The organism is Terrabacter aeriphilus, from assembly GCF_039542985.1.
Classification (GTDB): Bacteria; Actinomycetota; Actinomycetes; order Actinomycetales; family Dermatophilaceae; genus Terrabacter; species Terrabacter aeriphilus.
In genome coordinates this window covers 22,928-44,529 of sequence record NZ_BAABIW010000022.1, presented here as the reverse complement: position 1 = coordinate 44,529, position 21,602 = coordinate 22,928, and the positions used below count along the sequence as shown (strand labels likewise).

The 21,602-nt window shown below is 72.7% G+C and carries 19 protein-coding genes and 1 riboswitch; of the genes, 5 read left to right on the top strand and 14 right to left on the bottom strand.

The features are described 5' to 3' along the window. The first annotated feature begins 980 nt into the window (after window positions 1–980). Window positions 981–2,132 (top strand): methyltransferase domain-containing protein, encoded by a 1,152-nt coding sequence (locus tag ABD979_RS16825; protein ID WP_345508664.1) that lies wholly within the window; start codon window positions 981–983, stop codon window positions 2,130–2,132. Next, window positions 2,129–3,328 carry a DUF2332 domain-containing protein gene (locus ABD979_RS16820; RefSeq protein WP_345508663.1) on the top strand — a complete coding sequence of 400 codons (1,200 nt, stop codon included), beginning with the start codon at window positions 2,129–2,131 and terminating at the stop codon, window positions 3,326–3,328. The genes ABD979_RS16825 and ABD979_RS16820 overlap by 4 nt, the downstream gene beginning before the upstream one ends. Before the next feature lie 53 nt (window positions 3,329–3,381). Here ABD979_RS16820 and ABD979_RS16815 read toward each other — a convergent pair whose 3' ends face one another. Genes ABD979_RS16815 through ABD979_RS16805 form a run of 3 tightly spaced genes read right to left on the bottom strand, consistent with a single transcriptional unit; the run spans window position 3,382 to window position 7,263 of the window. Further along, a complete protein-coding gene (locus ABD979_RS16815; RefSeq protein WP_345508662.1) occupies window positions 3,382–4,569 on the bottom strand; it encodes a Fic family protein in 1,188 nt (395 codons plus the stop codon). Window positions 4,570–4,628: 59 nt separating this feature from the next. Further along, window positions 4,629–6,587 (bottom strand): alpha-amylase family protein, encoded by a 1,959-nt coding sequence (locus ABD979_RS16810; RefSeq protein WP_345508661.1) that lies wholly within the window; start codon window positions 6,585–6,587, stop codon window positions 4,629–4,631. 55 nt (window positions 6,588–6,642) lie between these two features. Beyond that, window positions 6,643–7,263: an L-threonylcarbamoyladenylate synthase gene (locus ABD979_RS16805; protein ID WP_345508660.1), complete on the bottom strand. Its 621-nt coding sequence runs from the start codon at window positions 7,261–7,263 to the stop codon at window positions 6,643–6,645. A 174-nt stretch (window positions 7,264–7,437) separates the two neighbouring features. On the opposite strand from ABD979_RS16805, the gene ABD979_RS16800 reads away from it, so the two are divergent. Continuing rightward, a complete protein-coding gene (locus tag ABD979_RS16800) occupies window positions 7,438–7,812 on the top strand; it encodes a GNAT family N-acetyltransferase (RefSeq protein ID WP_345508659.1) in 375 nt (124 codons plus the stop codon). Between the two features lie 62 nt (window positions 7,813–7,874). On the opposite strand, the gene ABD979_RS16795 is transcribed toward ABD979_RS16800, so the two are convergent. The 3 genes from ABD979_RS16795 to ABD979_RS16785 form a co-directional block, all read right to left on the bottom strand. After that, window positions 7,875–9,062, bottom strand: a complete 1,188-nt coding sequence (locus ABD979_RS16795; RefSeq protein WP_345508658.1) for a Tle-like phospholipase domain-containing protein — start codon at window positions 9,060–9,062, stop codon at window positions 7,875–7,877. A 93-nt stretch (window positions 9,063–9,155) separates the two neighbouring features. After that, a complete protein-coding gene (locus tag ABD979_RS16790) occupies window positions 9,156–9,848 on the bottom strand; it encodes a CE1759 family FMN reductase (protein ID WP_345508657.1) in 693 nt (230 codons plus the stop codon). Beyond that, window positions 9,845–10,939: an LLM class flavin-dependent oxidoreductase gene (locus tag ABD979_RS16785; RefSeq protein ID WP_345508656.1), complete on the bottom strand. Its 1,095-nt coding sequence runs from the start codon at window positions 10,937–10,939 to the stop codon at window positions 9,845–9,847. The genes ABD979_RS16790 and ABD979_RS16785 overlap by 4 nt, the downstream gene beginning before the upstream one ends. A 100-nt stretch (window positions 10,940–11,039) precedes the next feature. On the opposite strand from ABD979_RS16785, the gene ABD979_RS16780 reads away from it, so the two are divergent. After that, window positions 11,040–11,813, top strand: a complete 774-nt coding sequence (locus ABD979_RS16780; protein ID WP_345508655.1) for a TrmH family RNA methyltransferase — start codon at window positions 11,040–11,042, stop codon at window positions 11,811–11,813. Window positions 11,814–11,988: 175 nt separating this feature from the next. Here the strand turns inward: ABD979_RS16780 and ABD979_RS16775 are convergent, their stop codons facing one another. Beyond that, on the bottom strand, window positions 11,989–12,525 hold the full coding sequence (locus tag ABD979_RS16775) for a DUF1697 domain-containing protein (RefSeq protein WP_345508654.1): 537 nt from the start codon (window positions 12,523–12,525) through the stop codon (window positions 11,989–11,991). A gap of 2 nt (window positions 12,526–12,527) precedes the next feature. Next, entirely contained in the window at window positions 12,528–13,379 is an 852-nt protein-coding gene (locus ABD979_RS16770) for a PhzF family phenazine biosynthesis protein (RefSeq protein ID WP_345508653.1), read from the bottom strand. A gap of 71 nt (window positions 13,380–13,450) precedes the next feature. Here ABD979_RS16770 and ABD979_RS16765 point away from each other — a divergent pair, with 71 nt between their 5' ends. Next, window positions 13,451–14,080, top strand: a complete 630-nt coding sequence (locus tag ABD979_RS16765; RefSeq protein WP_345508652.1) for a histidine phosphatase family protein — start codon at window positions 13,451–13,453, stop codon at window positions 14,078–14,080. Window positions 14,081–14,119: 39 nt separating this feature from the next. On the opposite strand, the gene ABD979_RS16760 is transcribed toward ABD979_RS16765, so the two are convergent. The 6 genes from ABD979_RS16760 to ABD979_RS16735 form a co-directional block, all read right to left on the bottom strand. Continuing rightward, window positions 14,120–15,607, bottom strand: coding sequence for a glutamate-cysteine ligase family protein (locus ABD979_RS16760; protein ID WP_345508651.1), 1,488 nt, complete (start codon window positions 15,605–15,607; stop codon window positions 14,120–14,122). A gap of 118 nt (window positions 15,608–15,725) precedes the next feature. Beyond that, window positions 15,726–18,698: an aminomethyl-transferring glycine dehydrogenase gene (gene gcvP / locus ABD979_RS16755; protein ID WP_345508650.1), complete on the bottom strand. Its 2,973-nt coding sequence runs from the start codon at window positions 18,696–18,698 to the stop codon at window positions 15,726–15,728. Window positions 18,699–18,776: 78 nt separating this feature from the next. Next, a riboswitch (glycine riboswitch) is annotated at window positions 18,777–18,876 on the bottom strand. A 75-nt stretch (window positions 18,877–18,951) separates the two neighbouring features. After that, on the bottom strand, window positions 18,952–19,536 hold the full coding sequence (locus tag ABD979_RS16750) for a MerR family transcriptional regulator (RefSeq protein ID WP_345508649.1): 585 nt from the start codon (window positions 19,534–19,536) through the stop codon (window positions 18,952–18,954). Between the two features lie 168 nt (window positions 19,537–19,704). Beyond that, a complete protein-coding gene (locus tag ABD979_RS16745; RefSeq protein ID WP_345508648.1) occupies window positions 19,705–20,295 on the bottom strand; it encodes a bifunctional nuclease family protein in 591 nt (196 codons plus the stop codon). A 49-nt stretch (window positions 20,296–20,344) separates the two neighbouring features. Next, a complete protein-coding gene (ftsR, locus tag ABD979_RS16740) occupies window positions 20,345–21,082 on the bottom strand; it encodes a transcriptional regulator FtsR (protein WP_345508647.1) in 738 nt (245 codons plus the stop codon). Then, entirely contained in the window at window positions 21,079–21,543 is a 465-nt protein-coding gene (locus ABD979_RS16735; RefSeq protein ID WP_345508646.1) for an FHA domain-containing protein, read from the bottom strand. The genes ftsR and ABD979_RS16735 overlap by 4 nt, the downstream gene beginning before the upstream one ends. Window positions 21,544–21,602 lie beyond the last annotated feature (59 nt).

Genomic DNA, 21,602 nt, shown 5'->3' with positions numbered 1-21,602 from the left:
TCTTCGCCGCGCTGCTAGCCTCCGAAAGTCCGTCCTTGTTGCGACGTTGACTAGAACCCGCCCCGTCGATCAGGGGTCAGTTTTCACCCGACGTCGACAGCGTCACGCCTCTGCGTTTCGTCGTCGGCACGAGCATCCAGAGCACCATCGGGATTGAGGGTTGCGAGGGATATCCCGCGAACTCGCACTACATGACCCCAATGCAATTCAGTTGGACGGGAAGCGACGCGCAAAGCGGAATGAGGGACTTCCAAGTTCAAGAGGTGTTCGGAGAGGCACAAGAACTTGCCCTGACCAGCGCGGGTCCTGGGAGCTACGGAGTGTTCGGTCAAGACACCACGTCGCCTTGCGGGGGTGGCGACGTGGGGTCACGCTTCAGAGTCGTGGCGCGAGACAAGGCGGGCAACTCGGCGTCCTCAGCAATGACCGCCTTCAACACGGCCTTGGTGTGGCAAGAGGATGGCACGGGCGTGTGGCATCAACCTCTGGGCGTGGCGAAGACCGGGGTGTGGAAGTCGTCACCCTGCTCGTGCTCAGACGCCCAGCGCACCTGGTACTCGACGTCATCCGGTAGCTCCATCAAGTACTACCTTCCATCCGTGTCCGCCAGCGCAGATGTCGCGATCGTCATGGGGAAGAACAGCAACCGGGCTCCAGTCGCTCTCAGCATCGACGACGGCCCGGTGCAGATCGTGGATACGTACTCACCTACGCCCGCCAATCGGGTCGTTGTCTGGCGGGCGTCGATGTCGCCCGGGGCCCACACGCTGACGGTCACTAACTACGCAACGTCCGCATCGATGCGAAACCGCATCGATGTCGATGCCGTCATGGTCGCGCCTGGGTGGAGTCCTCAGCCATAATTCCAAGCTCCAACGAACGCCGATAATCGAAATTATGTCACTATGCCGATCCGGAGGCTCCCCTCGTCGTCTACCGGTGGCGCTAGAACGACCGATCTCGCCGTAGCCTTGGGCGCGATGCAGTGTGACTACTTCGACTCCCGCCGGTGCCGCTCGTGCACCCTCATGAACGTGCCGTATGCCGTGCAGCTCGCCGACAAGCAGGACCGTGTCGCGCAGGCGCTGGCCGACGTCGCACCCGACGGGATCTGGCTCGAGCCGTTCGCCAGCGCCGAGTCCGCCTTCCGCAACAAGGCCAAGCTCGTCGCCGGCGGCCGCGCGGGCGCCGTGACCCTGGGCATCCTCGACCCCGAAGGCCAGGGCGTCGACCTGCGCGCGTGCGGCCTGCACGAGCCGGAGCTGCAGGCGCTGATCCCCCGGGTCGCCGACGTCGTCGACGCGCTGGGCCTCGAGCCCTACGACGTGCCCTCGCGGCGCGGCGAGCTCAAGCACGTCCTACTGACGCGCTCACCCGCCGGCGCGGTGATGCTGCGGCTCGTCCTGCGCTCCCGGCGCCACCTCGCGCTGCTCGAGTCGCGCCTGCCGCTCGTGCTCGAGCAGCTGCCGGAGGTGACCGTCGCGTCGGTCAACCTCCAGCCCGAGCACAAGGCCGTCCTCGAGGGCGACACCGAGATCGTCCTGACGCCTCGCGACGTCCTGACGATGCCGGTCAACGGGCTGGCCCTCAACCTCCGGCCCAACAGCTTCTTCCAGACGAACACGGCCGTCGCGGCGGGCCTCTACCGCCAGGCGCAGGACTGGATGCGCGAGTCGACGCCGGATGCGGTGCTCGACCTCTACTGCGGCGTGGGCGGATTCGCGCTCCACGCCGCGCAGGCCGGCGTCCGGCAGGTGCTCGGTGTCGAGCTCTCCCCCGACGCCGTGCGCAGCGCGGAGCGGACGGCCGGCCAGCTGCAGCTCGCACCCGGGGCCCGCGTGCGGTTCCGGGTCGGTGACGCCACCGACTTCTCGACGCTCGAGCCCGACCTGCTCAGCGGCGCTGCCGCGACGGTCGTCGTCAACCCGCCCCGACGCGGCATCGGGCCACAGCTCGCCGGCTGGCTCGAGGGCTCCGACGCCCAGCGCGTCGTCTACTCGAGCTGCAACGTCACGAGCCTCGCGCGCGACCTCGCAGCGATGCCGTCGTTCACGACGCGGCAGGGCCGCCTCTTCGACATGTTCCCGCAGACCGCGCACCACGAGGTCATCGTGCTGCTCGAGCGCCGATGAGCGCCCCCTCCCCCGCCGCCGGCGCCGTCGAGCGGGCCGACCGCCTCGCGCGGATCCGACGTCGCTTCGGCGAGTTCGCGACCGAGTACGCCGAGCTCCCCCTCTACGCGGCGCTGTGCCGGCAGCTGTCGGAGGACGACGATGCGGCGTCACTGTTGCTCTCGGCCCGGTCGGGTCAGGCGCGACCGGTGCTGTGGCTCGCGGCCGTGCACGACCTCGTGCTGAAGCATCCCGATTCGCCTGCTGCACAGTGGTATCCGAGCGTCGTCGGTTCTGGGGCGATCCCGGAGGGTGACCCGTGGCCTGACGTCCGGCAGTTCGCCCTGGCGCACCGAGCCGAGCTGGAGGCGTGCATCGCCACGCACGGCACGCAGACCAACGAGGTCAACCGCTCGGTCTACGTCGCGCTCGGCCTGGCCCTCGCCGTCGCGGACGTGCCCGACCGCCCGGTCGCCCTGCTCGAGCTCGGCGCGAGCGCGGGACTGCTGCTCGGCGTGGGGCGCTACGCGGTCGAGCTCACGACCGCGGACGGCCGGGAGGGTTCGCGCCCTGTCCTCCTCGGCGACCCCGGCTCGACGGTGCGCGGCTCGGGGGTGGACCGTCACGGCGTGGCCCGCCGTCTCGTGGACCACGGCGTCGGCCTCCCCCGCGTCGTGGCGCGCGTCGGCCTGGACCTGGCGCCCGTCGACGTGGCTGACGACGACGCCGTGCGCTGGCTCGAGGCCTGCCTGTGGCCCGACGTGCCCGGTCGGGTCGAGCGGTTCCGGGCGGCCCGGGCGCTGCTGCGCGAAGACCCGCCCACGCTGGTGGCCGGTGACATGGTCGACGACCTGCCTGCAGCGCTGGCCCGGGCGGCTGACGGCGCCGGCCCGGACGGTCACGTCGTCGTGCTCACGTCATGGGCGCTGACCTACCTCGACCCCGCGCGGCGCGCCGACGTGCTCGAGCGCCTCGGGGACGTGGCAGCACACGGACGCGCGCTCAGCTGGCTCAGCGCCGAGCCGCCGAACTGCGTGCCGGGTCTCGTCACCCCGACCGAGAGCCTCGAGGGCAACACCGTGCTCGGGCTGCACCGGTGGCGTGACGGTCAGGCGCTCGAGCCCGTGGTGCTCGGCTCGTGCCACCCACACGGCGCGTGGGTCGACGTGTCCCCTGATGTCGTGGAATCGACTGTCCTGCAACGTTCTTCGCGCTGAACCGCCCCGGCGGGCACGCGTGCCACTCGGCCGGCCCGCCCGGCTCGCCCGGGTCACCGGCGTCGGCGGCCCAGCCCTGCGGCATACGCGTCGAGGGCCCGGAGGACGTCGGGCGCCCGGTAGACGCGGTTGCGCCGGTGGCCCGTCGACTCGAGCAGGATGCCGTCGTCGACGAGCCGACGCAGCGCCGCCTGCGCGGTGGGGGCCGACACCCCGAGCTCGCGCACGACGACGCGCGCCGTGACGACGGGCTGGCGCACGAGCAGGTCGAGCATCGTGCGCGCGGCGGAGCCCGCCCGGGCCTGCACCTGCTCGTCCCAGCCGGTGCGCACGGCTCGCAGCTCGCCGACGAGGTCCTGGCCGATGACGGTGCCGTGCCGCGCGGCGGTCGCCACGCAGCGCAGGATCGGCTCCGCGTCCCCGGCCCGGTAGGCGCCGAGGGCCGCGAAGTAGTCGTCGCGCACGGCGAGCAGGCCCGCCGAGATGGGGACGGTGACCCGGTGGATAACGCCCGTGTGGAGCAGCACGGAGTGCAGCAGGGCCCGTCCGGTGCGCCCGTTGCCGTCGGTGAACGGGTGGATCGTCTCGAACTGGGCGTGGGCGAGGGCCGCCTGCGCGAGCGGCGGCAGGTCGTCCCGGTCGAGGAAGGCGACGAGGTCGGCCATCAGGGCCGGCACGTCGGCGGCGACCGGGGGCACGAAGTCGGCGTCCGCGGGGTGGAGCGGCGAGCCGCCGACCCAGACCTGCTCCTCGCGCCAGCGTCCGGGGCGGTGCTGGCTCTGCTGGGCCATGAGGGCGCGGTGCATCGCGAGGACGGCCTGCTCGTCGAGCCGCCCGGCCAGCTCGAGGGCGGCCTGCATGGTGCGCACGTTGGCGAGGATGACGGAGGCGTTGGCCCGGTGGCCCTCGCCGATCTCCGCCTCGGCGAGGGCCCGTGCGGACGACGTGAGGTTCTCGATCTGCGAGCTCGCCGCGCTCTCGGAGCGCAGCAGCACGGAGGCGAAGGGGGCGATCTCCCCCGCGCCCCCGGCGTCGAAGGCCGCGAGCAGGCGCGTCGCCTCGTCGAGGTCGGCGGCGAGGTCGCCCGAGAGCGTGAGCCCCGCCTCGGCGACGGGCCGCACGACGGCGGCCTCGTAGGTGCGCGGTTGGGCGCGGCGGGCACGGCGGGACACCTCGAGGAGCCCCTCGACGGGGCGCCACTCGAGGGTGCGCGTGCCGAGGGCCGGCCATGCGGTAGCCATGCGCCGACCACCTCCTTGGTAAAGGTTACCGCACAACCTTGACCAAGAACCGTGGTGCGTCAGGTGTGCGGCACCCGGGACGGGGCCTCGACGACCCACCACGCGGCATACGGGCTCAGCGCCGCGCGACCGTCGGGGCCGCCGAAGACGGGGTGCCCGCCCAGCGCGTCGTGCGCGTGGGTGATGCCGGCGCCGTGGACGTGCCGCAGGTCGACGGTCTGCCACGAGGCGGTCACGTTGTAGACGCACACCATGGGCCCGCTCGGGTGGGTGCGCACGACGACGAGCACGCCGTCGTCGCTCTCGCGCACGACCGTCGTCTGGGCCGAGGCGTGCAGCTGGGGCAGGCTCGCGCGCACGGCCGCGAGGTGGCGCAGTCCGCCGAAGACCTTCCCGGCCGTCGTCGTCAGGTCGTGCCGGCGGGCGGCGAGCGACCAGTCGATGCGCTCACGGTGCGCCCAGCGGTTGTCGTCCTCGTGGCCCGGCTCGTCCTGCCAGTGCGGGTCGTTCGGCAGGCCGAGCTCGTCGCCGCTCCACACGACGGGGATGCCGCCCCACCCGGCCACGACGGCGTGCGCGAGGAAGAGGCGGGCCAGGCCGAGGCCGACGCCGACCTCGTCGTGGCGGGTCTCGGCGTCGGAGAGCCCCGTCAGGGCCGCCGCCGTGCCGCTGATCCGCTTGTCGCCGGTGGCCGGGTTGTGCTGGAAGACGAGGCCGTGCGCCCACGAGCCGGGCTGGTCGCCGGCGTACCAGTCGGAGAGGAAGCGGCGGTGCGCGTGACCGTCGAGCCCGGCGGTCGCCGCGTCGCCGTCGTCGATGGCCCACCCGATGTCGTCGTGGCAGCGGACGTAGCAGATCCACGTGCCGCTCGGCGGGGTCGCGGGCAGGGCCGACAGCGCGACCTTGGTCAGGCCGGTACTGCCCGTCGCGAGCATCGACCACACCTGCACCATGAGGCTGTTGTGGTACGCGAGATCGCTGACCCGGCCGGCGTGCTCGCCCTGGCCGAGGTACTGCACGAGGTCGCGCGGACCCACGATGGCCTCCGCCTTGAAGGCGAGCGCCGGGCAGGCGATCCGGGCGACCGCGCGCAGCGCCTGCGTCACGGCGTGCACCTCCGGCTGGTTCTGGCAGTTGGTGCCGAGGCGCTTCCAGGTGAAGGCGATCGCGTCGAGGCGCAGCACCTCGACGCCGAGGTTCGCGAGGTGCAGCACGATGTCGGCGTACTCGACGAGGACGTCGGGGTTGGACCAGTTGACGTCCCACTGCCACTCGTTGAAGGTCGTCCAGACCCAGCCCTCGAGCTCGTCGTCCCACGTGAAGTTGCCCGGTGCGAAGTCGGGGAACACCTCCGGGAGGGTGCGCTCGTAGGCGTCGGGCATGACGCGGTCGGGGTAGACGTGGAAGTAGTCGCGGTAGTGCTCCTCCCCCGCCCGGGCCCGGGCCGCCCAGTCGTGCTCGCGGGCCACGTGGTTCAGCACGAGGTCGAGCACGAGCGAGATGCCCTCTCCCCGAAGGTCGCCCGCAAGGCGCTCGAGGTCCTCGGTGGTGCCGAGGTCGGCGCGCACCGTGCGGTAGTCCTGGACGGCATACCCCCCGTCGTTGTCACCGTCGCGTGGGCGCAGGAGCGGCATGAGGTGCAGGTAGCTGACACCCAGCTCGCGCAGGTAGTCGACGCGTGACCGCATCCCGTCGAGGTCACCGGCGAAGCGGTCGGTGTAGCAGGCGTAGCCGAACATCCCCGGCTGCTGCAGCCAGTCGGGGCGCAGGAGGCGTCGCTCGTCGAGCCGGCGCAGCTCGGCAGGGCGCGCCGTGAAACCGGCCACGGCAGAACCGACGAGGCGCCGCGCGAGCGCCGACACGTCGTGCTCGGGATAGAGCACGCGCAGGGCAGCGACGAGGTCGTCGAGCCATCGTTCGAGCCGGAGCTCGAGCGTCTCGCGGTCGGCGTCGTCGAGGCTCGCCAGCAGCGATCCCATCGACTCGGTCGTCGGTGCGGCGTCCTCGCCTGGGGTCATGGCCCGATTGAACAGCACCAGCGGCCGTCGCGACAGGGTGTCCGACGACGTGTCGCTACTCGAACGGCGTCGGGTCGCCGGCACCGACGCGCGTGACCACCGGGTAGCCGTCCGAGAAGTCGACGACGGTCGTCGGCTCGAGACCGCACTCCCCCGAGTCGATGACGGCGTCGACGACGTGGTCGAGCTGCTCCTTGATCTCCCAGCCCTCGGTCATCGGCTCCTCGTCGTCAGGCATGAGCAGCGTGCTCGACAGGATCGGCTCGCCGAGCGCCCGGAGCAGCTCGCGCACGACGGGGTGCTCGGGGATGCGCACGCCGACGGTCTTCTTCTTGGGGTGCAGCAGCCGCCGCGGCACCTCCTTGGTAGCCGGCAGGATGAAGGTGTACGGCCCCGGAGTGACGGCCTTGATGGCCCGGAACACCGAGTTGTCGAGGTGCACGAACTGCCCGAGCTGGGCGAAGTCGGCGCAGACGAGCGTGAAGTGGTGCCGGTCGTCGAGCTGGCGGATGCGCAGGATGCGCTCCTTGCCCTCCGGGTTGTCGAGCGAGCAGCCGAGGGCGAAGCACGAGTCGGTCGGGTAGGCGATGAGCCCTCGCGAGCGCAGGATCTCGACCGCCTGGCCGATCGCGCGCGGCTGGGGGTCGACCGGGTGCACGTCGAAGTACTTCGCCATGCCCACACCCTGCCACGCGCAGGCCCCGATGATGAACCTGCCGATGACGCTGCCGATGGTGCTGCGCCTGACGGGGTGATCACCCCCTCTGGCGCAGCACCATCCGCGGCTCCATCCGCGGCGCCCCAGGCCGCGGGGGTTGAGCCGGCGCGGGGCGTGCGCGAGGGTGGGGGCATGAGCGAGGACGCGGACGGCATACGCGTCGTCGACGTGCCGGAGCGCGAGCGCTTCGAGCTGCGCGACGGCGACCACCTCATCGGGCTGGCGACCTACGCCGTCGTGCCCGCCGACGACACGGGCGGCGGCGAGCGCGTCGTCTTCTTCCACACCGAGGTGGCCGAGGCGCGCGAGGGTCAGGGCCTCGCCGGGCGCCTCGCCGCCGCCGCGCTCGACTCCGCGGTCGCCGCGGGGCGGGTCATCGTGCCGGTGTGCCCCTACGTCACCGCCTACCTCGAGCGTCACCCGGAGCCGTATGCCGGCCACGTCGCCGCCCCGACGCCGGCAGACCTGCGCGCCGCCGACGAGGCGGCCCGTCGGGCCGGGGCGTAGGTCGAGGGCATCGGGCGACCGAGCGCCGACCCGGGGGCGGGCGAGCCGGCAGACGGGCTCGGTCAGTGCTTGCCGAAGTACTCGCTGGCCTCCATGGCCTCGATGACGGACGGGGCCTGGTGCTGCCCGATGGCGTAGCTGCCGACGTCCCACACGGTCTCGGCCGCACCGATGACCGGGCTGACGAGACCCCACGGCGATGAGTGCACCTCGAGGGCCTCGGCGGGGTCGAGCGCGATCTGGGTGCCGAGGGCGTTGGGCAGGACGTTGTCGCCGAGCCCCGGCACGTGGTCGGTGAAGGAGCCGAGCGGGTTCTGCAGCGTCGTCAGCACCTCGCCGCGCACGTGGTAGTTGCGCACCTGGTCGGGCGTGATGCCGGGCGCCTGGTGCCCGACGACGGCCGCGGCGACGACCGTGTTGGGGTGCACCCCGGCGGCGTTGAAGGTGACGGCCGGCACGTCGGTCGCGACCGAGGCGGTGCTCGCGAGGCCGCCGCCGAGGGAGTGCCCGGTCAGCACCATGTTGTCGCTGCCGACGGCCGTGGCGAGGTGCTGCGCGAGCGCGATGGCCTGCACGTGCTGCGAGCTCAGGCCCCCGACTCCCTGCTGCGCGTTGGCCGCCCAGTCGTCGATGCTCGACGGGTCGGTGCCGGCGAAGGCGAGGACGTAGTTGCCGTCGGCGTCCCGGTAGATGTTGGCGGCGAACCCGCCCGGGCCGTCGAGCGCGGACGGGTCGATACCGAGGGCCTCGAGCTCCGAGGCGTCGAGGGGCGAGAAGTCCTCGGTGCCCGTGCCGTCGTAGACGCCCTGCGCCAGCTCGGCCAGCTCGAGGTCGATCTCGTGCGGCTTGGTGCCGCGCAGCCCGTCGGCGAAGGGCGGCGGCGCGGTGGCCTCGCCACCGAGCGGTGCGGCGCCGCCGAGACCGAACGGGAAGAGCGTGCCGGGCGCGAGCGGCCCACCCGGTGAGCCGGGCCCGCCCGCGGCGCCGCTCGTCGCACGCTGGCCCCGGGCGTTCTCCGACAGGCGCGACGACATGCGCTCGAGGGTCGACCCCAGCGCGGTCAGCGCCGTCGAAGTGGTGCGCCAGTCGGCCTGCGCGGCCTCGGCGTCGGCCCCGCCCCAGGAACGCCCGATGACCGCCAGCGCCCGGGTCCCGGTGGCCCGGATCGTCTCGACCTCCCCGGCACACGCGGTGAGCTCGCGGGCGACGCGGTCGAGGGCTTCCGGGTCAGCACCCTTGCGGTAGAGCACGAGGTTCCTCCTGTCGACGGTCCGCCCACCGTAGGTGCTTGCGTCGGACCGGTCCATGGGGAGCACTCCCCCTCGGCTCGTGGTGCCGCCCGATCAGGCGCGCAGGTCGCTCAGCATCGAGGCGAAGGGCGTGACGTCGTCGAACGGGTCGACGTGCGCGGCCCGGGGTGAACCGTTGACCAGGGCGGCGAACGCCCTTCCCGCGCGGTCGATCCGCTCGCCCAGGCGGCCCGCCTCGACGCTGCCCCAGTCCTCGCTCGCCGCGAAGACGGCCACCGGGGCGACGAGGGCTCCGAGGTGGGCGAAGAGCGGCCGGAGGGCGTGGTCGATCGCGAGCGAGTGTCGCGCCGTGCCGCCCGTGGCGCCGAGCAGCACCGGGGTGTCGCGGAGGGCGTCCTTGTGCAGCACGTCGACGAGCATCTTGAACAGCCCGCTGTACGAGGCGGCATACACCGGGGTGGCGACGACGACGGCGTCGGCCTCGGTGATCGCGTCGATGCGCACCTGCAGGTCGGGCGAGGCGAAGCCGGTGAGCACGTTGTTGGTCAGGTCGTGCGCGACGTCGCGCACGTCGACGACCTCCACGACGACCTCGACCGGCCCACTCGACCCGTCCGGCCCACCCGACCCGTCCGGCCCACCCGGACCGCCGCCGCTGCCACCCCGGGCGGGGGCGGCGGCGGTCAGCGCGCGCACGGTCGCCTCGGTGAGGCGGTCGGCGAGCAGGCGGGTCGACGACGGCTGGGTGATCCCGGCCGTGATGACGGCGAGGTGGAACGTGGTCATGGCACGAGCTCCTTCTCGGGAGAGGTGGCGGCGAGCTGGCTCGCGTGGGTCGGGGCGTCCGGCACGTGGGTCGGCTTGAGGGCGGCGAACTCCTTGCGCAGCACGGGCACGACCTCCTCGCCGAGGATGTCGAGCTGCTCGAGCACCGTCTTGAGCGGCAGGCCGGCGTGGTCGAGCAGCCACAGCTGGCGCTGGTAGTCACCGGCGTACTCGCGGAAGCCGAGCGTCTTCTCGATGACCTCCTGCGGGCTGCCGACGGTCAGCGGCGTCTGGCTCGTGAACTCCTCGAGGGACGGGCCGTGGCCGTAGACGGGGGCGTTGTCGAAGTAGGGGCGGAACTCACGCACGGCGTCCTGGCTGTTCTTGCGCATGAAGACCTGGCCGCCGAGCCCGACGATTGCCTGGTCGGCACTGCCGTGGCCGTAGTGCTCGAAGCGCCGGCGGTAGAGCGCCACCATCTGCTTCGTGTGGCTGGCGGGCCAGAAGATGTGGTTGGAGAAGAACCCGTCGCCGTAGTAGGCCGCCTGCTCGGCGATCTCGGGGCTGCGGATCGAGCCGTGCCACACGAACGGCGCGATGCCGTCGAGCGGGCGCGGCGTGGAGGTGAAGCCCTGCAGGGGCGTGCGGTACCTGCCCTGCCAGTCGACGACGTCCTCGCGCCACAGCCGGTGCAGCAGCGCGTAGTTCTCGATGGCGAGCGCGATGCCGTCGCGGATGTCCTTGCCGAACCACGGGTAGACCGGGCCGGTGTTGCCGCGGCCCATCATGAGGTCCATCCGGCCGTTGCTCAGGTGCTGCAGCGTGGCGTAGTCCTCGGCGATGCGCACCGGGTCGGTGGTCGTGATGAGCGTCGTCGACGTCGAGAGGATGAGCCGCTCGGTCTGCGCGGCGATGTAGGCGAGGGTCGTCGTGGGCGCGGACGGGATGAACGGCGGGTTGTGGTGCTGACCCGTCGCGAAGACGTCGAGCCCGACCTCCTCGGCCTTCTTGGCGATGGCGACCGTGGCCTCGATGCGCTCGTGCTCGGTCGGCGTGCGCCCCGTCGTCGGGTCGGTCGTGACGTCCCCGACGGTGAAGATCCCGAACTGCATGTTCCCCAGCTCCTCATGTGATTGACGATTCAATCATGCCGAACACCCGGGGGTCCTCCCCCATTCCCGCGGCCCGGCGCGCCCGTGGGATCCTGACGCGGTGACCCCCGAGCCGACCCCCGGAATCTCGCCCAAGGACCGTTTCATCACGGTCTACGGCCGCAACCCCGTGCACGAGGTGCTCCTCGACGACGACGTCCACGTCGACAAGGTCGTCATCGCCGACGGGGCACGCGGCAGCGGGCTGCGCGAGATCCAGCAGGCCGCCCGCCGCCGGGGCGTCGAGGTGGCCTACGCGAGCGCCGAGCGGGTCAAGAAGCTCGCGGGCAACGGTCGCCAGGACCAGGGCGTCTTCGCCGACGTCGTGGCGCCCCGGATGCGTCCGCTCGAGGTCGCGCTCGCGGGCGACGTCGCGTCGCTGCGCGCCGTGCTCGTGATCGACGGGGTGACGACGCCCGCCAACGTCGGCATGATCCTGCGCTCCGCGACCGCCGCCGGGGTCGACGGCATCGTCGTGCCGCGCAAGGGCGTCGCCTCGCTCGACCCGCTCGTCGTCAAGGCGTCGGCCGGGGTCGCGTTCCGGGCGCCCATCCTCAAGGCGTTCACGGCGGCCGAGGCCGTCGCCGACCTCAAGGGCGCCGGCTTCCACGTCGTCGGCCTCGACGCCGACGGCGACGACGACCTCTTCGCCGCGCACCTGCCCGAGCCGGTGGCCTTCGTCCTCGGCAGCGAGACGGCCGGGCTCACCCCCGAGGTCGCCGACCTCGTCGACACCTGGGTGTCGATCCCGATGGCATCCGGCGTCGAGTCGCTCAACGTGTCCGCCGCCGCCGCGGTCGTCTGCTTCGAGCTCGTGCGCCGCGCGCGCCTCTGACCCCGAGCAGGTATGCCGTCCGCCCGCCTTCTGGGTCCGACGGACCGCCACGAGGTGTGCCGTCCGCGCCCGGCACGCGGGACGGCGCGCTCCCCGCGTTGGTCGTGGCGGTCCGACGGGTCGCCGGCGACCGCCCCAGCAGACGGCAGGTGCGGTGCGGTGCAGGCGGGTGGGGTCAGGTCCACTTCTCGGCGAGCGCCCGCACGACCTTGAGGTCGCGGGCCGTGCCGGTGGCGCCGGTGAGGCGCTCGAGCCGCGCGTTGGTCAGCTTGGCCTGGTGGGCGGGCTTGGTGAGGAGGAGCAGCACGTCGGGGTCGAGCACGACGACCCGCTCGCCGTCCTCGTCCCAGGCCTCGAGCGCCGACCGCCCCGGGCCGGAGAGCCCGCCGGTGGTGAACGTGACGTAGCGCCGCGCGTCCGGGCCGAGCGGGGAGGACGCCTGCTCGGCCTGCTCCGCGGTGCGGCGCAGCTGCGTCGGGGTGCGCACGACGACCGGCACGTCGAAGCCGAACTCCTCGGAGATGACCTCGCGGAGGCGGGCCTCCACCCTGGCCGCGCTGCGCAGGGTCGTCGTCACGCGGACGTTGCCGCTCTGGATGTGGGTCTCGACGTCGGTGAACCCGCTGCTGGCCAGGTGCTCGCGCAGGCGCGCCATCTTGACCCAGCGCTGCCCGACGTTGACCGCACGCAGGAAGGCGACGAAGGTGGGCACGATCAGGCCCCCGCCGCGGCGCTGCCGCGGCCGACGCGCTCGACCCGGCCGCCGACGTGCACGCCGCCGTCGGCGTCGATCTCGAGCTGGAGGCGGGACGGCCGCCCGACGGCCGTGCCCTGGCTGATCTCGACCGACACGTCGCGGGCGCCCTGCGCGACCATCCACCCGCCGAGGTTCGCGCAGGCAGAGCCGGTCGCGGGGTCCTCGAGCACGGCCTGGCCGGAGGTGAAGAAGAGGCGCGCCTCGATCGTCTTGGGACCCGTCCACGCCCAGACGTAGACGTGCGGCGGTCGTCCCGGCGAGGTCATGTGCTCGGCCATCGCGTGCGCGTGCGGGTCGCACGCGCGCACCGCGTCGGCGTGGTCGAGGCGCACGACGAGCTGCTCGACGCCCGCGTCGACCCACGCGGCGTCAGCGCGCACGAGGGCGCCGCCGTCGATGCCCAGCGCGCCGGCCAGCTCGGCCTTGCTCGCCGTCACCGCCCGCAGCGACGCGGCGGGGGCGGCGAGCTGCCAGCCGTCGTCGGTGCGCACCACCGGGATGCGTCCGGCCGGCAGCTCGAGGTGCACGAGCGGCGCCGCACCGTGCAGTCCCGAGACGACCTCGGCCGTGCCGAGGGTGGGATGCCCCGCGAAGGGCATCTCGTGGTCGGGCGTGAAGATGCGGACGTCGGCGTCGGTGCCGTTCCGGCTCGTGACGAACGTCGTCTCGCTGAGGTTGAACTGCCGGGCCCACGCCTGCATCTCGGCGTCGGTCAGCCCGGCGGCGTCGGTGAAGACGCAGAGCGGGTTGCCCGAGAAGGGGTCGCCGGCGATGGAGAAGACGTTGAGCAGCTCGAAGGGCAGGTCCATGGCCCGAGTCTGCCGGAGCGGCGTGCCGGACGGGAGGGACCCGCACGGGTCCGCGCCGCTAGATTGGCGCCATGGCCTCCCCCGACGGCGTCGTGCCCGGCAACATCTACCTCTTCCGGCACGGCGAGACCGAGTGGTCGCTGTCGGGGCAGCACACCGGGACCACCGACCTGCCGCTGCTGCCGGACGGCGAGGCGGCGGCGCGCGAGCTCGCCGACGTGCTGCGCAAGCACCGCTTCGAGCGCGTCCTCGTCAGCCCCCTGCAGCGGGCCAAGCGCACCGCGGAACTCGCGGGCCTCGGCGACTTCGAGGTGGAGCCGCTGCTGCGGGAGTGGGACTACGGCGCCTACGAGGGCATCACGACCCAGCAGATCAGCGAGGAGGTCGGCCACCCCTGGGAGGTCTTCGTCGACGGGGTGGCGCCGGGCGTCACGCCGGGCGAGACGATCGAGCAGGTCTCGGCCCGCGCGCAGGCCGTCATCGACAAGGTCTGGCCCGACCTCGAGCACGGTGACGTCGCGCTCTTCGGCCACGGGCACGCGCTCCGGGTGCTCACGGCGACCTACCTGCGGGTCGACCCGCGCTTCGGGCAGCAGCTGATCCTCGACGCCGGGTCGATGAGCGTGCTGACCCACCACCGCTCGACGCGCTGCCTCGGGATGTACAACCTGTCCCCCTGGCGCCTCTACTCCGAGGACTGACGGTCACTCGACGGGTCGGCCACCGCGATCGGCACCGCCTCAGGCGTCGGGGAGCTCCCAGGTGTGCACCGGCTCGTTGGCCTGCATGCCCTCGATGTAGTGGCGCAGCATCTCGCGCAGGGCGGCGTCCCGCGTCAGGCCCCGCGACTCGAGGCGGGCCACGCACTCGGTCTGCCACGAGGCGCCGTTGACGCCGCGCAGGCAGCGCTGCTCGATGATGGTGAGGAACCGGTCGCGCACGGCGGACGAGACGCCCCAGCGCTCGAGCCCCTCGTGGGCCATGGGCAGCAGGCGGCGCAGCACGAGCTCGGTCGCGGGCACCTCGCCGAGGCCGGGCCAGTACGTGCGGGCGTCGATGCCGAGCCGGGCGCCCTCCTCGAAGTTCGCCTCGGCAGCCGAGAAGCTCATCCGCGTCCAGACCGGGCGGTCCTCCTCGGCGAGCACGCGCATCGTGCCGTAGTAGAACGCGGCGTTGGCCATGACGTCGGCGATGCTCGGGCCGGCCGGCAGGACGCGGTTCTCGACGCGCAGGTGCGGGCGGCCGCCGACGATGTCGTAGATGGGCCGGTTCCACCGGTAGACGGTGCCGTTGTGCAGGCGCAGCTCCTTGAGCTCGGGCACCTCGCCCCGCTCGAAGACCTCCTCGGGCTCCTCGTCGTAGAGCTCGGGCAGGAGCGCCGGGAAGTAGCGGACGTTCTCCTCGAAGAGGTCGAAGATCGAGGTGATCCACCGCTCGCCGAACCAGACGCGGGGCCGCACGCCTTGGTTCTTCAGCTCGACCGAGCGGGTGTCGGTGGCCTGCGTGAAGAGCGGGATGCGCGTCTCGGCCCAGAGCTGCTGGCCGAGGAAGAAGGGCGAATTGGCCCCGAGCGCGAGCTGCGGCCCGGCGAGCACCTGGGCCGCGTTCCAGTGGTCGGCGAAGGCGTCGGGCTGCACCTGCAGGTGCAGCTGGATCGACGTGCACGCCGACTCGGGCGCGAGGCTGTCGGAGTAGCGCGCGATCCGCTCCCCCGTCGGCCCCTCGAGCTCGAGCCAGACGTCCTCGCCGCGGGCGTCGAGCACCGCGTTGTTGAGGGCGGCATACCGGATGTTCTCGCTGATCCAGTCGCCCTCGAAGTGCTCGGGCATGACGGTCGGCAGGATGCCGATGGCGACGATGCCGGCGTGCGCCTCGGCGGCCTTCTCGGACGCCCGGTTGAGCGACTCGCGCAGCAGGCCCTCGAGCTCGATCGCGGAGTCGCCGGGCAGCGGCCGGGGGTGGACGTTGAGCTCGATGTTGTAGCGCGCGAGCTCGGTCTGGTAGTCCTCGTCGGCGATCTGCTCGAGCACCGTCTTGTTGTCGAGCTTCGGGCTCAGGTCCTCGTTGACGAGGTTGAGCTCGATCTCGAGCCCCGTCATGGGACGGTCGAACTCGAACTCGCTCTTGCCGAGCATGCGTTCGAACACGTCGAGGTCGCGGCGGACCTTCTCGCGGTACTGCTGCCGCTGCTCACGCGTGTACCTGGCCTGCTCGACGTCGGCTCCCACGTGAGGAGACAACCACACTCGGGGGCCGCGCGCGAGGGGCGCGCACACCGTGGTCGGCGGACCGGTCCCCGCGGGGCCCCGAGGGGACCCCGCGGACGACCGTCGCCGGGGCGCCGGCTCAGCTCTCGAAGGCCTCCGGCGGCGGGCACGAGCAGACGAGGTGACGGTCGCCGTACGCGCCGTCGATGCGGGCGACCGGCGGCCAGTACTTGTCGGCCGCGTGCACGCCGACGGGGAAGGCGGCGTCGGTGCGCTCGTAGGGATGGGTCCACTCGCCCGCGATCGCGAGGGCCGTGTGCGGGGCGTGGCGCAGCATGCTGTCGGCGACCGCGACCTCGCCCGCGCGGATGGCCTCGATCTCGCCGCGGATGGCGATCATCGCGTCGCAGAACCGGTCGAGCTCGTAGAGGTTCTCCGACTCGGTCGGCTCGACCATGAGCGTGCCCGCGACGGGGAAGCTCATCGTCGGGGCGTGGAAGCCGTAGTCGACGAGGCGCTTGGCGATGTCGTCGACGGTGACGCCGGTCTCGGCCGTGATGGCCCGCACGTCGAGGATGCACTCGTGCGCCACCAGGCCGTCGTGGCCGGCGTAGAGCACCGGGTAGTGCTCGCGCAGCCGGGCCGCGATGTAGTTGGCGCCGAGCACGGCCATCTGCGTGGCGTGCCGCAGGCCGGCGCCGCCCATGAGCCGCACGTAGGCCCACGAGATCGGCAGGATGCTGGCCGAGCCGTAGGGAGCGGCGGAGACGGGGCCGACGCCGGACTCGGGGCCCGCCTCCGGGGCCAGCGGGTGGTTCGGCAGGTGCGGCGCGAGGTGCGCGCGCACCGCGACCGGCCCGACGCCGGGGCCGCCACCGCCGTGCGGGATGCAGAAGGTCTTGTGCAGGTTGAGGTGGCTGACGTCGGCGCCGAACGTGCCGGGCTGCGCGAGGCCGACGAGCGCGTTGAGGTTCGCGCCGTCGACGTAGACCTGGCCGCCGGCGTCGTGGACGAGCTCGCACAGCTCCGTGATCGTGTCCTCGTAGACGCCGTGGGTCGAGGGGTAGGTCACCATGATCGCGGCGAGGTCGTCGCGGTGCGCCTCGACCTTGGCGCGCAGGTCGTCCATGTCGACGGTGCCGCCGGCGGCCGTCTTGACGACGACGACCTTGAGGCCCGCCATGACGGCCGACGCGGCGTTCGTGCCGTGCGCGCTGGCCGGGATGAGGCAGACGCGGCGGTGCCCCTCGCCGCGGGCCTGGTGGTAGGCGTGGATCGCGAGCAGGCCGGCGAACTCGCCCTGCGAGCCGGCGTTGGGCTGCAGCGACACGGCGTCGTAGCCGGTGATCTCGCAGAGCCAGGCGGAGAGCTCGTCGATGAGGCCACGGATGCCCTCGGTCTGGTCGGCCGGCGCGAACGGGTGCAGGTTCGCGAACTCCGGCCAGGTGACGGCCTCCATCTCGGTCGTCGCGTTGAGCTTCATCGTGCACGAGCCGAGCGGGATCATGCCGCGGTCGAGTGCAAAGTCGCGGTCCGAGAGCCGGCGCAGGTAGCGCAGCATGGCGGTCTCGGAGTGGTGCGAGTGGAAGACGGGGTGCGTGAGGAACTCGGACGTGCGGGTCAGTGCCGCGGGGATGCCGGGCGTCACGCCGTCGCCCTGGCCGGATGCGTCTCCCCCGTCGCCCGCGGGGGTGTCGAGGCCGAAGGCCGCCAGCACGGCGGCGACCGTCGCCGGGGTGGAGGTCTCGTCGAGGCTGAGCGACACGCGGTCGGCGTCGACGCGCCACACGTTGATGCCGCGGTCGGCGAAGGCCGTCGTGACGTCGGCCGCGCGTCCCGGGACGACGACGGTGAGCGTGTCGACGAACGCCGTCGTCTCGACGTCGAGCCCGCCGGCGACGAGCGCGGCGCGAAGGTCGGCGGTGAGGCCGTGCACGCGGCGCGCGATGGCCACGAGGCCGGCGGGACCGTGCCACACGGCATACATACTCGCCATGACGGCGAGGAGCACCTGCGCGGTGCAGATGTTCGACGTCGCCTTCTCGCGGCGGATGTGCTGCTCGCGGGTCTGGAGCGCGAGGCGGTAGGCCTGCTGGCCCTGCGCGTCGACCGAGACGCCGACGAGACGACCGGGCAGCTGGCGCTCGAGGCCGCGGTGCACGGACATGTAGCCGGCGTGCGGGCCGCCGAAGCCCATCGGCACGCCGAAGCGCTGGGCGCTGCCGACGGCGATGTCGGCGCCCCACTCCCCCGGGGCGGTGACGAGGGTGAGGGCGAGCAGGTCCGCGCAGGCGGTGACGAGGCCACCGGCCTCGTGGACGGCGGCGGTGAGCGCGGTCCAGTCGACGAGCTGGCCCGAGGCGTCGGGGTACTGCACCATCGCGCCGAAGACGGCCCGGCCGTCGGCGGCGGCGGACAGCGAGTCGGCGTCCGTCACCTCGCGCAGGTCGGCGACCGCGAGCGGCAGGCCGAGCGCGTCGGCGCGCGTGCGCATGACGGCGATGGTCTGCGGGAAGAGGCGCTCGTCGACGAGCAGGACCGCGTCCGCGGCGGACTTGCTGGCGCGCCGCATGAGCGACATCGCCTCGGCGGCCGCGGTGGCCTCGTCGAGCAGCGACGAGCCGGCGACGTCCAGACCCGTCAGGTCGGTGACCACCGTCTGGAAGTTGAGCAGCGCCTCGAGCCGGCCCTGCGAGATCTCCGGCTGGTAGGGGGTGTAGGCGGTGTACCAGGCCGGGTTCTCGAGGACGTTGCGGCGCACGACGGGCGGGGTCACCGTGCCGTAGTAGCCGAGGCCGATGAGCGAGGTGAGCACGGTGTTGCGGGAGGCGAAGTCACGCAGCTCGTCGATGACCGCGCTCTCGCTGGCGGCGGCGTCGATGGCGAGCAGCTCCGTCGAGCGGATGGCGCCGGGGATGGCCCGGTCGCACATGGCCTCGAGGCTCGGCTGGCCGACGACCTCGAGCATCCGTGCGACGTCCTCGCCGGCGGGGCCGACGTGGCGGCCGACGAAGTCGGCGAGTGCCGCACCAGGTGCCTGCGGGGCGGCCGACGGGTCCGACGGGGACGGCGTGGTGGCGGTGTCCTCGGTGGCGAGGTGGTCGATCGACATGCGGGCTCCTGACGGGATACGAGCGGACGACACACGCTCCCCGTCTGTCGAGACCCGGACGGGTGTCTCCAGAGGTGCCTCACCCGCGTGGTCCTGGCGCCTGAGAGGTTCCGGGGATGTTGCCCCTTCGGCGCCTCGCAGGTGCGCTGCACCCCGAGGACTCTCCCACGCAGGGTCGATCGGCAGACCCGAATCTACCAGCCGGATCCGGGGACGGCGGCGGCAGAGCCGCTGACGTCAGGTGGGAGGACGCTCAGGCGAGGCGTCGGGCCTGGCGTCGGGCGGTGAGCTCGTCGCCGGGGTGCTCCGCCGGAGCCTCCTCCTCGGCGCGCTCGCTCGGCAGCTGGGCCAGCTCGCCCTCGACCTCGCGCCACACGCGCCCGACGGCGATGCCGAACACGCCCTGACCGCCCTGCACGAGGTCGATGACCTCGTCGGCGGAGGTGCACTCGTAGACCGAGGCGCCGTCGCTCATCAGCGTGATCTGCGCGAGGTCCTCGACCCCGCGCTCACGCAGGTGGCCGATGGCCACGCGGATCTGCTGGAGGGAGACCCCGGTGTCGAGCAGGCGCTTGACGACCTTGAGCACGAGGATGTCGCGGAAGCCGTAGAGGCGCTGCGTGCCCGAGCCGGTGGCGCTGCGCACGGACGGCTCGACGAGGCCGGTGCGGGCCCAGTAGTCGAGCTGGCGGTAGGTGATGCCGGCCGCCTTGCAGGCCGTGGGCCCGCGGTAGCCGGAGTCCTCGGCGAGGACGGGCAGGTCGTCGGTGAACAGCAGGCCCTGCGACGCGACGGGCAGGGCCCGACCGGCGTCGCGCGCGTCATCGATGGCGGCCATGCCGTCCTCCTCTGCTCAGGCTGGGCGTCGCGTGGTGCGTCCGCGCAGACGACATGACGAGAACTACAGTCACGTCGTTCTGCTGACGGTAGGCCGCAGCGCCCCTCCGGTCAATCACCGGGGCCGGGCCGCCCCGGCGTGTCGCACGAGCGGCCGCCACCTTCAAGGTCAGCTAGAGGGTGAGGGAGGGTGGGGGCCCGCTCCAGGCTGACCGGGCTCCCCTTCGCCCGCACCGTCGTCCCCGGCGTCGTGCTTGGTGTCGTGCTCGGTGTCGTCCTCGGTGTCGTCCGGCGCCGGTGCCTCGAAGTCCTCCGCGGACACGTGGTCGAGGAACTCCTTGAAGCGCTCGACCTCGTCGTCCTCCTCGGAGGACACGACGATGGCGGCCTCGTCGAGGATGGCCGTCTCGACGAGCACCTTGGCGCCGGTGCGCAGCGCCAGGGCGATGGCGTCGCTCGCCCGCGAGCTGATCTCGGCGTGGCCGTCGATGATGAGGGCGGCGTGGAAGACGGAGTCCTTGAGGGCCACGATGCGCACCTCGGTCAGCTCGTGACCGAGCACCGAGAGGATGTCGCGCATGAGGTCGTGGGTCAGCGGTCGCGGTGGCACGACGCCCTGCTGCGCGTACGTGATCGCGGCGGCCTCGGCCGCACCGATCCAGATCGGCAGGTAGCGACCGCCGTCGCGCTCACGCAGCAGCACGATCGGCTGGTTCGTCGGCATCTCGACCCGGACGCCCAGGACATCGACCTCTCTCACTCCTCCACCGTACCCCGGCCTCGGAGCCGGGCCGCACGCAGCGGTGAGGTCAGCGGGTCAGGCCGGCGCGGACGAGCGCGACGTGCAGCGCGATGCACGCGGAGGCGATCTCGGCGGCCCGCTCCTCGCGCGTGCCGGTGACCCGTCGCGTGGCGAGCACCTGCTCGACGAGGCCGATCTCGCGGTCGGCGGCCGTGCGGAAGGGGCGCAGGTGGCGCGCCTCGAGACCGTGCTCGCCGAGCTGGTGGGCGGCGGCGGCGATGGCGAGCGACTCGTGGCCGAAGTGGCCGTCGGCGTCGGGCTGGAGCAGCCCGTAGGTCTCGAGCGCGTGCATCGTGTCGCGGTCGATGCCGGTCGCCTCGCGCAGCTCGGGCCCGGTCAGCACGACGTCGCGGCGCGCGAGCAGGTCGGCGGCCGCGGGCACTTCCGGGTCCGGGGTCGGGGCGGGCGGCCGGGGGCGGCCGTCACCCGGGCCCTCACCCGGGGCGTCACCGGGGTCGGAGAGCCCGCGGTCGAGGGCGTCGAGCGCCTCACGGATCACCTTGAGCGGCCAGTAGCGGTCGCGCTGCGCGGTCAGCACGTAGCGCAGGCGCCGGACGTCGCCCTCGGTGTAGGTGCGGTAGCCGGATGCCGTGCGGTGCGGCAGCACGAGGCCCTCGGTCTCGAGGAAGCGCAGCTTGGAGGCCGACACGTCCGGAAAGTCCTCGGACAGCTGGGCGAGGACCTTCCCGATCGTGAGGCGCTTCTCCCCCGGCGGTGTCGCGGGGTCCGGTGCAGCGGGGGTCATGCGGGGGCGTGCTGCGCGGCTCCGGCCGAGTAGTAGACGAGGCGGAACTTGCCGATCTGCACCTCGTCGCCCTGCTGGAGCGGGGCCTCGTCGATGCGCTCGCGGTTGACGTAGGTGCCGTTCAGCGAGCCGGCGTCGCGCACGAGGTAGCCGCCGTCGTGCGCGACGAACGTCGCGTGCTTGCGCGAGACCGTGACGTCGTCGAGGAAGATGTCGGAGTCGGGGTGACGGCCGGCGGCCACCTGCTCGTCGTCGAGCAGGAAGCGGGCGCCGGTGTTCGGGCCTCGCAGCACGACGAGCAGCGCGGTGCCGGGCCGCAGGGCCTCGATGGTGGCCTGGTCCTCGGCGCTCAACCCGCGCGGGGCGGTCGCGTCGACGTGGTCGGCGTCCGGTGACGGCACGCCCTGGAACCGCATGGTGCGGGGTTCGACGTTCATGTCGTCGGGCTGGTCGCTCGACATGCGGTCCTCCTCTTCGGGGTGGTCGGAACGGGGTCCGTCCACTCTAGTTGACCTGGGGG

What these genes read in the sequence shown, in the direction of transcription:
- ABD979_RS16765 (WP_345508652.1), top strand. Translation starts at nt 13,451, where the DNA reads ATGGCCTCCCCCGACGGCGTCGTGCCCGGCAACATCTACCTCTTCCGG.
- ABD979_RS16735 (WP_345508646.1), bottom strand. Translation starts at nt 21,543, where the DNA reads ATGTCGAGCGACCAGCCCGACGACATGAACGTCGAACCCCGCACCATG.
- gcvP (WP_345508650.1), bottom strand. Translation starts at nt 18,698, where the DNA reads ATGTCGATCGACCACCTCGCCACCGAGGACACCGCCACCACGCCGTCC.
- ABD979_RS16810 (WP_345508661.1), bottom strand. Translation starts at nt 6,587, where the DNA reads ATGACCCCAGGCGAGGACGCCGCACCGACGACCGAGTCGATGGGATCG.
- ABD979_RS16800 (WP_345508659.1), top strand. Translation starts at nt 7,438, where the DNA reads ATGAGCGAGGACGCGGACGGCATACGCGTCGTCGACGTGCCGGAGCGC.
- ABD979_RS16815 (WP_345508662.1), bottom strand. Translation starts at nt 4,569, where the DNA reads ATGGCTACCGCATGGCCGGCCCTCGGCACGCGCACCCTCGAGTGGCGC.
- ABD979_RS16825 (WP_345508664.1), top strand. Translation starts at nt 981, where the DNA reads ATGCAGTGTGACTACTTCGACTCCCGCCGGTGCCGCTCGTGCACCCTC.
- ftsR (WP_345508647.1), bottom strand. Translation starts at nt 21,082, where the DNA reads ATGACCCCCGCTGCACCGGACCCCGCGACACCGCCGGGGGAGAAGCGC.
- ABD979_RS16790 (WP_345508657.1), bottom strand. Translation starts at nt 9,848, where the DNA reads ATGACCACGTTCCACCTCGCCGTCATCACGGCCGGGATCACCCAGCCG.
- ABD979_RS16820 (WP_345508663.1), top strand. Translation starts at nt 2,129, where the DNA reads ATGAGCGCCCCCTCCCCCGCCGCCGGCGCCGTCGAGCGGGCCGACCGC.
- ABD979_RS16770 (WP_345508653.1), bottom strand. Translation starts at nt 13,379, where the DNA reads ATGGACCTGCCCTTCGAGCTGCTCAACGTCTTCTCCATCGCCGGCGAC.
- ABD979_RS16785 (WP_345508656.1), bottom strand. Translation starts at nt 10,939, where the DNA reads ATGCAGTTCGGGATCTTCACCGTCGGGGACGTCACGACCGACCCGACG.
- ABD979_RS16750 (WP_345508649.1), bottom strand. Translation starts at nt 19,536, where the DNA reads ATGGCCGCCATCGATGACGCGCGCGACGCCGGTCGGGCCCTGCCCGTC.
- ABD979_RS16805 (WP_345508660.1), bottom strand. Translation starts at nt 7,263, where the DNA reads ATGGCGAAGTACTTCGACGTGCACCCGGTCGACCCCCAGCCGCGCGCG.